General features: G+C 47.4%; 12 protein-coding genes. 3 read left to right on the forward strand and 9 right to left on the reverse strand.

All coding sequences use genetic code 11. From position 1 onward, the window contains the following. From tolQ to CWE08_RS09635, 8 genes are all read right to left on the reverse strand, one after another. Positions 1-738 carry a protein TolQ gene (gene tolQ, locus CWE08_RS09600; protein WP_126767818.1) on the reverse strand — a complete coding sequence of 246 codons (738 nt, stop codon included), beginning with the start codon at positions 736-738 and terminating at the stop codon, positions 1-3. Continuing rightward, the gene (ybgC, locus tag CWE08_RS09605) at positions 728-1231 is read right to left on the reverse strand and encodes a tol-pal system-associated acyl-CoA thioesterase (protein WP_241973878.1); all 504 of its coding nucleotides are present in this window, start codon (positions 1229-1231) and stop codon (positions 728-730) included. Before ybgC ends, tolQ begins: the two co-directional genes overlap by 11 nt. Before the next feature lie 821 nt (positions 1232-2052). Continuing rightward, positions 2053-3075, reverse strand: a complete 1023-nt coding sequence (ruvB, locus tag CWE08_RS09610; protein WP_126767819.1) for a Holliday junction branch migration DNA helicase RuvB — start codon at positions 3073-3075, stop codon at positions 2053-2055. 127 nt (positions 3076-3202) lie between these two features. After that, the gene (gene ruvA, locus CWE08_RS09615; protein ID WP_126767820.1) at positions 3203-3823 is read right to left on the reverse strand and encodes a Holliday junction branch migration protein RuvA; all 621 of its coding nucleotides are present in this window, start codon (positions 3821-3823) and stop codon (positions 3203-3205) included. Positions 3824-3839: 16 nt separating this feature from the next. After that, positions 3840-4343, reverse strand: a complete 504-nt coding sequence (ruvC, locus tag CWE08_RS09620) for a crossover junction endodeoxyribonuclease RuvC (RefSeq protein WP_126767821.1) — start codon at positions 4341-4343, stop codon at positions 3840-3842. 7 nt (positions 4344-4350) lie between these two features. Next, positions 4351-5103: a YebC/PmpR family DNA-binding transcriptional regulator gene (locus tag CWE08_RS09625; protein WP_126767822.1), complete on the reverse strand. Its 753-nt coding sequence runs from the start codon at positions 5101-5103 to the stop codon at positions 4351-4353. Positions 5104-5151: 48 nt separating this feature from the next. Next, a complete protein-coding gene (gene aspS, locus CWE08_RS09630; RefSeq protein ID WP_126767824.1) occupies positions 5152-6921 on the reverse strand; it encodes an aspartate--tRNA ligase in 1770 nt (589 codons plus the stop codon). 112 nt (positions 6922-7033) lie between these two features. Next, the gene (locus tag CWE08_RS09635) at positions 7034-8998 is read right to left on the reverse strand and encodes a diguanylate cyclase domain-containing protein (protein ID WP_126767825.1); all 1965 of its coding nucleotides are present in this window, start codon (positions 8996-8998) and stop codon (positions 7034-7036) included. A gap of 100 nt (positions 8999-9098) precedes the next feature. Here CWE08_RS09635 and cmoA point away from each other — a divergent pair, with 100 nt between their 5' ends. Beyond that, on the forward strand, positions 9099-9872 hold the full coding sequence (gene cmoA, locus CWE08_RS09640; RefSeq protein WP_126767827.1) for a carboxy-S-adenosyl-L-methionine synthase CmoA: 774 nt from the start codon (positions 9099-9101) through the stop codon (positions 9870-9872). Then, positions 9859-10842 carry a tRNA 5-methoxyuridine(34)/uridine 5-oxyacetic acid(34) synthase CmoB gene (cmoB, locus tag CWE08_RS09645; protein WP_126767829.1) on the forward strand — a complete coding sequence of 328 codons (984 nt, stop codon included), beginning with the start codon at positions 9859-9861 and terminating at the stop codon, positions 10840-10842. The genes cmoA and cmoB overlap by 14 nt, the downstream gene beginning before the upstream one ends. An 83-nt stretch (positions 10843-10925) precedes the next feature. On the opposite strand, the gene CWE08_RS09650 is transcribed toward cmoB, so the two are convergent. Next, complete coding sequence (locus tag CWE08_RS09650) at positions 10926-11297, reverse strand: DUF6170 family protein (RefSeq protein WP_126767830.1); 372 nt, start codon at positions 11295-11297, stop codon at positions 10926-10928. Positions 11298-11521: 224 nt separating this feature from the next. On the opposite strand from CWE08_RS09650, the gene galU reads away from it, so the two are divergent. Next, positions 11522-12427, forward strand: coding sequence for a UTP--glucose-1-phosphate uridylyltransferase GalU (gene galU / locus CWE08_RS09655; RefSeq protein ID WP_126767832.1), 906 nt, complete (start codon positions 11522-11524; stop codon positions 12425-12427). Positions 12428-12790 lie beyond the last annotated feature (363 nt).

Here is a 12790-nt window from a genome sequence, read left to right on the forward strand (position 1 = left end):
TTAAGCCTCCTGTTCCCGCGTTGCTTGCGCTCCAGAGGCACTATTACTAGAAGCCTGAGTGCTGCCTGTTACGGCTTGGCGTTGCAAAATACCGGTGAATTCTTCGGCAAAATTAATATAGTTGCCATCAATGCTAGCTACCTGATTGGAAAATTTGTTGTAGGCAATAACCGCCGGAATCGCCGCAAACAGGCCTATGGCGGTGGCGATAAGCGCTTCAGCGATACCCGGCGCTACCATTTGTAATGTAGCTTGTTGCACGCTACCGAGCGCAATAAAGGAGTTCATGATGCCCCAAACGGTACCAAACAAGCCGATATATGGGCTGATTGAACCAATGGTTGCTAATACTGAAAGGTTTTTCTCTAGATTATCGACTTCACGGCTGTGGGCCACACGCATCGCGCGTTGGGTACCCGACATCACACTCACCGGATCCATGCTGCGGGTTTGTCGTAAGCGAGCAAATTCTCGAAAACCGGAATGAAATAAATGCTCAGTGCCGCTAGCTTTGCCGCCGCGGGCACTTACTTCTTTGTATAGTTTGGCAAGATCAACGCCCGACCAAAACCGCTCTTCAAACGCCAACGCATTTTGTTGAGCTGCATTCAAAATTTTTCGACGTTGGATAATGAGTGCCCAAGATAAGATAGACATCAAAACCAATAAAATCATAACGGCTTTTACAACTAAGCTGGCTTCTAAAAATAAGCCAATGAACGACATATCAGCTTCCACGCCGGATTACCTCTAATATTGGACCGGGAATTGCTACCGGTTTCATAGTACTTAAATTCACGCATGCTGCTTTGACTTCGGCAACACACAATAATTCGCCCTGCTGGTTAAAAATTTGCTGCGTGCATTCCAATGATACTTTACGAATGCGTTTGGGCTCTACCGTTACTCTGAGCGCATCATTAAACCGAGCCGGCGCTCTTAAATCAAGGGATACTTGGCGCACCACGAAACCAATTTGCAAATCTAGCCACACGTCTTGATCTATGCCCAGTGAACGCAGCCACTCGGTTCGAGCTCGCTCACAGAATTTTAGGTAATTCGCGTAATACACGATGCCGCCGGCATCGGTATCTTCGTAATACACCCGCACTGGCCAGGTGAAGGCCGGGGCTTCTTTACCATCGCTAATGGCTTTTTTATCCCCGCTAAGGGCTTCTTTGCCCCCGCTAAGGGCTTCTTTATCCGTGCTTGGCTGATCCGGTAGTTCCATTATATCTCTTCAATTTCTGCGAGGATTCTTTCTAATCGCAAAGTAATGCCCATAAGTGTTCGCGGCGATGCCTAAAATCACACAAAAAATGACATTGATTACGCGCTTATATTCACCGCTGTTCAAATGATGATTTAAATAAATTACCACACTGCGAAACGGTACTATACCCTAGCCAATAACGGAAATTAAGCGATAGCCTGCTCAGCAAGCCTGTATTTAGGTAAAGTATCGCTAAATGTGGTGATAACTATTGTCGTGAACAGAGCCAGACCTGTGCCCACAAAGATGGCTACAAATATGCCTGCACACCTGCCTACACACCGGCCTGCACACCGGATAAAGCCCCGCACCCAACCATTTCACAAGAGTTTTTCTTATCGCTTAAAAAACGAACCGATTTTATAGCTTGTTATTAAATAAGGGGTTTTTAATGATGTTATGAATATGTTGCTTTTAAAATAAGCGCTCACCGCTCCATTATCATTACTTTTTTTAATCCGAAGTGGTAGTTTTTCTCGTTTGATACTGGTCGGATAAGCCTTATAATGGCTCCCGTGTTCAAGGCAAACCCTTGACAACCAAATTGAGTATTAACTTGCGCTACAGGTTAATACTGAGTTCCCTGATGTAAGATTTCCTCCTTGTTGTTGTTACAACCTTTGCCCGTTCTCTATAGAGCGGGCTTTTTTTTGCCTAGTATTTCAGCACTGGTTGCCTACTCAAAATATTCAGCTCACAAAAACGTTATTCTGCTTTTCGCGTATTCTGGTGTTGGCGTAATCTGGTTTTCGCGCAAGTAAAGCAAGCCTTTGGCAACTCTATTTTTCAGTTTTAGTTAAGCCGAAATGATTATAGGCATGGTTCGTGGCAATGCGCCCCCGCGGGGTTCGCTGCACATAACCTTGCTGAATCAAGTAGGGCTCTAATACATCTTCAATAGTATCTTTTTCTTCACCAATGGCGGCGGCTAAGTTCTCGAGGCCAACAGGGCCGCCCATGAACTTCTCGATAATCGCTTTTAACAGCTTGCGGTCCATGTAATCAAAGCCGGCTTTATCCACATCGATCATATCTAAAGCGGCTGAAGCAATTTCGGCAGTTATTGGCCCGCTTGATTTCACTTGCGCATAATCACGCACACGGCGTAACAATCGATTTGCAATTCGTGGCGTTCCGCGCGAGCGCATCGCTACTTCTTGCGCGCCTTCGGGTACCAAATCCATTTCTAAAAAACCAGCCGAGCGCTGAACTATGGAAGTAAGCTCAGGAATCGAATAAAACTCTAAGCGCTGCACAATACCGAACCGATCACGCAGTGGTGAGGTGAGCGCGCCAGCGCGGGTAGTAGCGCCTACTAGTGTGAAAGGGGGTAAATCAAGTTTGATCGAGCGTGCCGCTGGGCCCTCGCCAATCATAATATCAAGCTGATAATCTTCAAGTGCTGGATACAACACTTCTTCCACCACAGGGCTTAAACGATGAATTTCATCGATAAATAGCACATCGTGGGGCTCTAGGTTGGTGAGTAACGCCGCTAAATCGCCGGCTTTTTCCAATACCGGCCCAGAGGTTGTTTTTATGCCCACGCCCATTTCATTAGCAATGATATTTGCCAAGGTAGTTTTACCTAAACCGGGCGGGCCGAAAATAAGTACGTGATCAAGTGCATCGCTGCGGCCGCGCGCAGCTTCAATGTAAATGCTCAACTGCTCTACAACATGTTTTTGGCCAGTATAATCGGCTAACCGCTTTGGCCGAATGGCGCGATCAATGATTTCATCATCGCCGGTAGCTTTAGGCTGCACCGGCCGCTCTGGCATCATCGAATCTGCTTCAATCATTATTCACACCATGTATCAGGAGTTAGTTGTAACTACAGTAAGTAACACCTGTAGTACTTTTTATTTTTTGTTTGCCGTACTTTTTTGTTTTCCGTACTCAATTTTGCGTTAACTTTAAACTTTCAGCCTACATCATTGCCTTCAGCGCCGCACGGATCAACTCCTCTGAGCTCATTCCTTCGTTAAACACCCGCTTTAAAACCGGTTGTGCTTGATTCTCTTTATAACCGAGAGCCAAAAGCGCACTTAACGCCTCATCACGAGCCGAGGGCGGCATTTCTGCATATTCTGTGGGCACTACTGGCGTTGCGCCCGGCAAGCCCGTATCCATTTCAGCGCCACGAAAATCTTTTAAGCGATCACGCATTTCTACCAACAAACGTTCTGCGGTTTTCTTGCCCACACCCGGAATTTTCACCAACGTTGATAAATCGCCGCTACGAACACTTTGAATAAATTGTGGCGCACTCATACTCGACATAATGCCTAGTGCCATCTTCGGCCCTACGCCTTGCGCTTTTATCAGCAACCGGAAAAGCGCCCGTTCATCAAGAGTATTGAACCCGAATAATAACTGCGCATCTTCCCGCACTACAAAATGTACCCATAACGTGGCTTGCTGGCCAATTTCCGGCAACTCATAAAAACAGGTCATGGGCAATTGCACTTCATAACCCACGCCCTGCACATCAATTAATAATTCGGGTGCGTGCTTTGCTACTAAAGTGCCTTGTAAACGTCCAATCATGAATTCAGCCTTTTCTTCAGCGCTTCGAGAGCAAGAGATTTGTATTTAGGTGGCAAATAGCCACTGCAAGCGCATCGGCAGCATCCGCTTGCGGCACCCGCGGTAATTTTAAAATGTGCTTCACCATGTGCTGCACTTGCTCCTTTGCCGCACCACCGGTGCCCACCACGGCCTGCTTAATCGCTCGCGCTGCGTATTCATGCACGGGTAATTCCGCAATTGCTGCCGCTACTATAGCCGCGCCCCGAGCTTGCCCAAGTTTTAGTGCAGAATCAGGGTTTCGCGATAAAAACACCTGCTCAATGGCAAACTCAGTGGGGCCAAATTGCTGAACGAGTTCTTGTATCCCATCGTGAATCATCTTCAAACGGCTCGATAAAGGAATATCAGTAGAGCCGCCGGCTCGAGCCAATTTAATACAACCGCTACCCAAATAGGTTAATTTTCCGGCGTGTAGCTGCACCACACCGTAACCAGTAATCCGCGAACCGGGATCAATGCCGAGCACGATGCGTGTCATGGATTAATCAATCCCACGCTGATTCAGGTATTTCCGCATTGTGATACACATTTTGCACATCATCGGAATCTTCCAGCATATCAATCAACTTCACTACTTGCTTGGCGGTGTCGTCATCCACAGCACTGTAATTATCGGGTACTTGTGTAACTTCTGCGTTTACTGGATTGAAACCCGCCGCGCGCATGGCATCTAATACGGTGCCAAAATCAGTAGGCGTAGTATACACATCAAAACTTCCATCGCTATTGGCGAGCACATCTTCGGCGCCAGCCTCAAGCGCTGCCTCCATTAATGCATCTTCTGCCGGTGCTGGGCTCTCTTCCGTGGCGGCAAAACTCAGCACACCACGCTTATTAAACATGAAGGCAACACTGCCATCCGTGCCCAAGTTGCCATTGCATTTGGAAAACGCAAACCGCACATCGGCTACCGTGCGATTACGATTATCCGACATGCACTCAACCATGATCGCCACCCCACCGGGGCCATAACCTTCGTAAGTGATTTCTTCTACATTATCGCCATCAAGCTCACCGGCACCGCGTTTAATTGCGGTATCGATGGTATCGCGTTTCATATTGTTGGATAAGGCTTTATCAATCGCGGCCCGGAGCCGCGGATTACTCTCGGCATCGGCACCACCTTCGCGTGCCGAAACCGTTATTTCGCGAATGAGTTTCGTAAAAACTTTGCCGCGCTTCGCATCTTGCGCGGCTTTACGATGTTTAATGTTCGCCCATTTAGAATGACCGGCCATTGTTTCTGTCTCCTTAGCTAGGGCTGAGCTTCCGATTTAGCTACGAGCTTATTCTTTCGCTCCTGAACGTTCAGCCAATGCAACACCCAACTCAGCGAGTGCAGCCGGATTGGCGTATCCTGGGGCATCAGTAAGCGGACACTGCGCCGTGGTGGTTTTCGGGAATGCAATCACATCGCGAATTGAGCTAGCGCCCACCATCAGCATCACTAAGCGATCTAACCCAAACGCAAGGCCTGCATGCGGTGGTGCACCATATTTCAATGCTTCAAGTAAGAAACCGAATTTCTCTTCCGCTTCGGCTTCATCGATTCCCAAAATACCGAACACGGCTTGCTGCATGGCGTTATCATGGATACGAACCGAACCACCCCCTACTTCACAACCATTCAGCACCATATCGTAGGCGTTCGAGAGCGTGGCACCCGGATTCGCTTTGAGTTCTTCAGCGGTTACGCCAATAGGAGCTGTGAATGGGTGGTGCAGTGCGAAGAAGCCCTCTTCGGTTTCTTCAAACATTGGGAAATCCACAACCCACAAGGGCTTCCAGCTATCTTCCACTAAATCGAAATCTTGGCCAAGCTTCAACCGCAATGCACCCAAGGCTTCGGTTACAACCGTTTGGGAATCAGCGCCGAAGAGCAAAATATCGCCATCAGCCGCATCAACGCGAGCCAAAAGCTCGTTCACTACGTTTTCTGGGAAAAACTTTAATACCGGTGATTGCAAACCTTCCATGCCTTTCGCACGCTCGTTTACTTTCATCCACGCCAAGCCTTTCGCGCCATAAATGCCCACGAAGTTGGTGTATTCATCGATTTGTTTACGGCTCAAACGTGCGCCACCCGGCACTTTAATTACCGCCACGCGGCCTTTACTATCGTTGGCTGGGCCCGAAAACACTTTAAACTCAATATCTTTTACCAAATCAGCGATATCCACCAATTCTAGCGGGTTCCGCAAATCTGGTTTATCGCTCCCGTAGCGGCTCATGGCTTCGCTATACGGCATTATCGGAAAATCGCCAAGATCCACATTCAGCATTTCTTGAAACAAATTGCGCACCATATCTTCGGTAAGCGCGCGCACGTCGTCCGCCGACATGAACGTGGTTTCGATATCGATTTGGGTGAATTCCGGTTGCCGATCGGCACGGAGATCTTCATCGCGGAAACATTTTACAATTTGATAATAGCGATCGAAGCCCGACATCATCAATAATTGCTTAAACAATTGCGGAGATTGTGGCAACGCAAAAAACTTACCTTTATGGGTTCGGCTTGGCACCAAATAATCGCGAGCGCCTTCTGGTGTTGCCCGAGTAAGCATAGGCGTTTCAATATCGAGAAAGCCACGGCTATCCATATATCGGCGCACCGCACTTGCTACGCGCGCGCGGAATTGAATTTTTTCATTCATTTCTGGGCGGCGCAAATCTAAATAGCGGTAGCGCAAGCGCTGCTCTTCACTTACTTGCTGGTTGTAATCAATCGGCAACGGCGCCGAACGATTAAGAATTTTAATCTCTGTGGCCAGCATTTCTACTTTACCAGTGGCCATGCGTTCGTTAATTTGCCCCTCTGGGCGCGCGCGCACTTCGCCGGTAATTTGTACACAAAACTCTTGGCGTAATTTATTCGCTTCGGCAAACATGTCCTGTAAATCAGGATCGAACACCACTTGTAACAACGCTGTGCGATCACGCACATCAGCAAAAATAAGGCCGCCGAGATCACGCCGTTTATGAATCCAACCGGCTACGGTTACCTGGTTACCAAGCTCTTGTTCGTTTACCTGCTCACAATAATGACTGCGCATGTTTATCCACTTCCGTTATTCAAGAATTTGCGTTTTGGGCATTTAGATTTAATCGGTAAGTATAAAGGAGAGCGGCGGGTAAAGTCACCCGCCAAGCGTGAATAGCTTATCGTTAATCGGTGGATTTTTGATCGGCTAGTACCACGCCGTTTTTCCCCGAATCTTTCACTGTATACATGGCATCATCCGCAGCACTCAGTAGATCTTCGTACTCACTGCCGTGATCGGGGAATACAGCTACGCCTATACTTGCGCCTATTCGTGATTCCCCAGTAGCTAACCGATAGGGCATAGAAACACGATTGAGTACCTTATGAGCAATATTCTCAGCTTGTTCGACGTGGGTTAGGTTGGTAACCAGAATCAAGAATTCATCACCACCATAGCGGGCTACCGTATCATTTTTACGAACAGTGCGTTGCAACCGCTGGGAAACTGCAATCAACAACTCATCGCCAGCATCATGGCCCTCGTTATCATTTATTGCTTTAAAACCATCTAAATCAATAAAAAGCAACGCGCATTTACGCTGGTTTTGCCCGTGAGTAATAATCGCTCTCTCTGCCTTTTCAATAATATGCATGCGATTCGGCAACCCTGTTAGCTCATCATGGTAAGCTTTGTGGCGAATTTCGGCCTCTCGTAACTTGCGCCGCTCGATTTCTCGGCGTAAGTGCGCGAGCCATGCAAGTATTGCGGCTAATACGATTAATACGGTTATAGCCATAACCAAAGCCCAACGCAGCACCGAATCGCGATCTAAACCACCGCGGAATATTTCAGGATCAAACCAACGCTCTTCAATAGCTTCGATATCAGTATCGGTGATACCTAGAATGGCCCTATCAAGAATAGGTACAATGGCGGCCCAATCGGAACGCACTCCCACACTCACTTGATCGCCAGGTAAATCCCGAGCAATGTGCACTACAGCGCCGGTTAAATTGAGCTCTCTTACGCGATTCATCAACAGCGGTAAACTATCCAAATAGGCATCCGCGTTGCCCTCAAGAACCGCATTAAGGCCGGCAGCAGGTGATGCCACCGGTAACACCGTTATATTCTCCGCGTTTTCCGCCGTTTCCAAAATACTGTAGCTTTCCATAACCGCTATGGTGATTGAGCGAGCGGTATCGAAATCATCAATGCGAATCGGCCGCGTTTCTAAACTCATTAAAGCCCAATCAACCTCCCAGTAGGGTAAGGTAAATTCCGTAAAGAGTAATCGGCTCGGGGTAGGCGACATAAAGGTTAGTGCATCAATTGAACGGTTTTCTAACGCACTTACACAGGCATCCCAGCCGCCACAATCTTGCCATTCAACCTGTAAGTTCAATTTTGTGGCGATAAGATTCACAAAATCATTATCTAGCCCTATCGGCTCACCACTATCGTTTCGGCTAATAATGGGCGAGGAATCTGCAGGCAAGCCAATGCGCATTGTTCCCATGGCAGCAACCCGCTCTACTTCCTCTGGGCGTAACGAGATTAAATTCGTAGTTTGGGAAAAATAGTCATTCAGCGTTTCGCTGCTCATATTCACACTCTGCACGATAGGCCGTGAAAGTGTGAGCACGGGGGAGCCAAGTTCGCTGTGCGCTAACGCTTCAGCATTGTTGCACCACCAAACATACAGATTGCCATCGGCTATGGCCTCGGACAGTGAACGCCCACTTCGCCCCTCTTCCGTGTTAAATACACGAAAGGTTAATTCGGGATAAGCCCTCAATAAGCGAAATCTTACGGAGTTATTCGGTACACCAATGACATATCCAATTAACGATTGCTCTGGGTTTTCTCCGGCAAGTAACTGCTCGCTTACTATGCTATTCGCTAAGCACAGTTGTTCAACTTGTGTTTCTTCACTAGCGTTGGCGCTTTGATTATATGTTTGCACCAGTAAACTCGTTGCAGAAGGTGCGTTTTCTAACGGCATAGATGCAGCGGAAACCTGAGAAACACCCACAGCAAATACGCCCACTGAAGCGCTGGCACTGGGAGTAAATGCTAAGCTGGCCGCAACACATGCAAGAATGGCTATGGTTGCTAACTTTAGTTTCAGGTACAATTTATGCATTCTCAGTGGTTTTCACACTCTTAGTATAGGTTCGAACTTCTTCGCTAAAACGCATTATAGTGTAGTTCATTCCGCATACATTTAATCTAAGAAAATATAAATGAAAGCAAATCAACCTTCTCAGCGTGATTCTGTATATGCACAGCCACTCAAAAAAGTGAGTGATTTTGCATTCGATACTAAAGTGGCAGATGTATTTCCAGATATGATCAGCCGATCAATTCCAGGTTATGCCACAATTATCGATACTATCGGCCGCCTTGCTACCCGCTACGTTCGCCCCAATAGCCGAGTGTATGATCTCGGTTGTTCACTCGGTGCTGCTAGCCTTGCGATTAAGCAACATTGCCAAGCCGAAGGTGTTGAAATTATCGCCATTGATAATTCCGAGGCTATGGTAGAACGCTGCCAGAATTATGTAAATGCTTATCGTGGCGAGATTTCTGTGCATGTTGAGTGTACAGATATCGCCACCTTAGAAATGCAGCCTTGCAGCATGGTTGTGCTCAATTTTACATTGCAGTTTGTGCCACCTGAACAACGGGATAGCATTATTCAAAAAATCTTTGAGCAACTGCAACCGGGCGGTTTGTTGGTAATCTCGGAAAAAGTGAAACACCACGATAATGTAGCCGATGAACTATTGATTGATTTATATCATGAGTTCAAGCGCAATAACGGTTACAGCGATTTAGAAATTAGCCAAAAGCGCGCAGCCCTAGAAAATGTGATGCGCCTAAATACCCCAGAGGAGCATATTCAGCGCTTAACCAATGCTGGGTTCAGCACCGTGCAAGAGTGGTTTCGCTGTTTTAATTTTACATCGTGGTTAGCGTTAAAAGCGCCTGAGGCAACACAGCATGGCGAAAAGTGATTTCAACGGCTTTTATGCACGCTTAACTCAAAGCTCATTAGCGCACTGGCTAGAAACTCTGCCCGCTGCGCTTCGTGAGTGGGAACAGCAAGGGCAGCATGGTGAGTTCAAAAAATGGCAACGCACTATTGCGTTATTACCGGAACTCACGGCTACGGATATCGATTTAGAAACCGCGGTGCGCATTGGTAACGCAAGCGAGGCCAGTGACAATGATCACGCTCGTATGCAAGGCTTGTTAAAGCAGTTTATGCCTTGGCGTAAAGGCCCTTTTGAACTGTTTGGTTTACCTATTGATACTGAATGGCGCTCAGATTGGAAATGGGATCGGGTTGCACCCCATTTAAGTGATTTACGGGGCCGTACCGTTCTCGATATTGGCTGCGGTAGCGGCTACCACATGTGGCGAATGCTCGGGGCTGGTGCTGAATTAGCTGTGGGCATTGATCCCGGCCAGTTATTCGTGAGCCAATTTAGAGCCATACGCCGTTTTGTGCCAGAAGCCTTGGCCAACAATATTGAATTATTGCCGCTGGGTATTGAGCAAATGCCGAAACTGGCGGCATTCAATACCGTATTTACCATGGGTGTGCTTTATCACCGGCGTTCCCCCATCGATTTTCTTCAGCAATGCATTGATCAATTACGTTCAGGTGGCGAGCTCGTTTTAGAAACCTTGGTAGTGGATGGTGATGTTCATACGGTGCTCGTACCCGGTGAACGCTATGCGCAAATGCCAAATGTATGGTTTATTCCCTCATCGGCGGCCCTTGTGCATTGGCTCGAGCGGCTTGGCATGCAAAACGTGCGGGTGGTTGATGAGAGTGTTACGAGCTTAGAAGAACAGCGGGCCACCGAATGGATGACAAACCAATCACTTGCTGATTTCTTAGATGCCGACGACCGCAGCAAAACAGTTGAAGGCTACCCAGCGCCAAAACGTGCGGTGATCATTGCCAATAAAAAGTAGCGATTTTGCTTTTACGCACCATGTTTTTCTTGCGGTATTTCATGCACGGTTGTTTACGCCCCTTGCATTTGCGGCGCTAGCTTTTAATTGCCTTCGTCATCACCGCGATCAGTTGGGCTTTCATTATCGCTAGGTTCATTTTGGGCATAAGCTTTGTTGCGTTCAAACTCCCGCACCGCATCTGGGATATAGGGAGCCGCCAGGGAGAGTGTTATCGGTTGTAATACTAACGGATACAATAAACCGAGCGCCAGAATAGCAATCAGCTTCAGGGCAATGCCTTGGATATATAACACCGACCAAAACAGAGCAACTAACAACAACACCTTTAAAATATTGGCTACTGCCTTGCGGCCAAAGGGCATGTTTTTCGCTGCATTCGCGGCGATATGCAGGCGCTCTAAGGCTGGATAAGCGCGCAACGCAGGGATTTTTCGAGTAGAAAAATAAATCATGTGAATACCTATAATAGTTGGCCGGTAACAAATATTCCGGACCATTCACTGCTACGAATCTGTTATGGTTGATTTACTTACTGAAGTGTAACATAAGCTACACTTTCTGTTTGCTTACAACCTATTGTACACTGATTCCGGAAATAATTGCCGCGGTGGTAATTAATACTCTTTATTTGCGCAAAATAAGAGCCGATAAGAAAAACAAAAGCTAAGGATTAAATATGACCACATCAGGACAACCCGTTACTAAAGTTATCATTCCTGTTGCAGGCCTAGGTACACGGATGCTGCCAGCAACCAAAGCGATTCCAAAAGAAATGTTGCCTTTGGTTGATAAGCCACTTATTCAATATATTGTGAATGAATGCGCCGCCGCTGGTTTGAAAGAGATTATTTTAGTAACGCACTCAAGTAAAAATTCTATTGAGAACCATTTCGATACCAGTTTTGAACTCGAATCTATGTTGGAAAAGCGTGTTAAGCGGCAATTGCTTGATGAAGTTCAGGCTATTTGCCCGAAAGGTGTCACCATTATGCATGTGCGCCAAGGGGCAGCGAAGGGGCTTGGCCACGCTGTACGTTGCGCCAAACCACTCGTTGGTAATGAACCTTTTGCGGTAATTTTGCCTGATGTGTTGCTCGATGATGCCACTTACGATGGTAAGCGCGAAAATATGGCTGAAATGATGGCTAATTATCGGGAAACGGGTACCAGCCAAGTAATGGTAGAAAAGGTACCGAAGGCGATGGTTGATCAATATGGTGTTGCTGATCTTGGCGGCGCGGAATTGTCGCCACGGGAGCAGGCTCCGATTAAAGCCTTGGTAGAGAAGCCGCCGGTGGATAATGCGCCTTCTGATTTAGCGGTAGTTGGCCGCTACGTATTTTCGCCAAATATTTGGCCATTGCTAGAGCGCACGCCTGTGGGTGCCGGCAACGAGATTCAATTAACAGATGCGATTGCGATGTTGCTCAATGAAGAGCCTGTAAATGCCTACTATATGCAGGGTATGAGTCACGATTGTGGGAATAAGCTGGGCTACTTACAAACCTTCGTAACCTACGCCCGCCGCCACCCAGAACTGGGCAAAGAATTCACCTCCTGGCTACAACAAAGCCTGAAATAACTCGTGGGGTTGTTGTTGACCATGCTTCCGCGCTGGCTTGGGTGGCATTAGCGAGACGCTCAAGCACATCCATGTGTCGCTTTGATCCGCGCCATCCTTGGCGCGGACAACTCGCTAACGCCACCCAAGCCAACGCTCACGCTAGGCCAACATCAACTCCAAACAACCTATTGCAGCAGGGATTTGGATTCTTGCTTCCGCCGGTGCCTATATGGCAATGAAGAGACGCTCGAGCACATATATGGACACCTCACATTACGCAAGTTGTTTAGTGACATAGTTTTACTTTGTTTTTAACCAGCTTTGCGCGATGTGAACAGGATAAAACTGCACTCGTATATACGGCCTGTTATGAGCTTCAAG

The sequence above is a fragment of the Aliidiomarina iranensis genome (assembly GCF_003987135.1).
Taxonomy (GTDB): Bacteria; Pseudomonadota; Gammaproteobacteria; order Enterobacterales; family Alteromonadaceae; genus Aliidiomarina; species Aliidiomarina iranensis.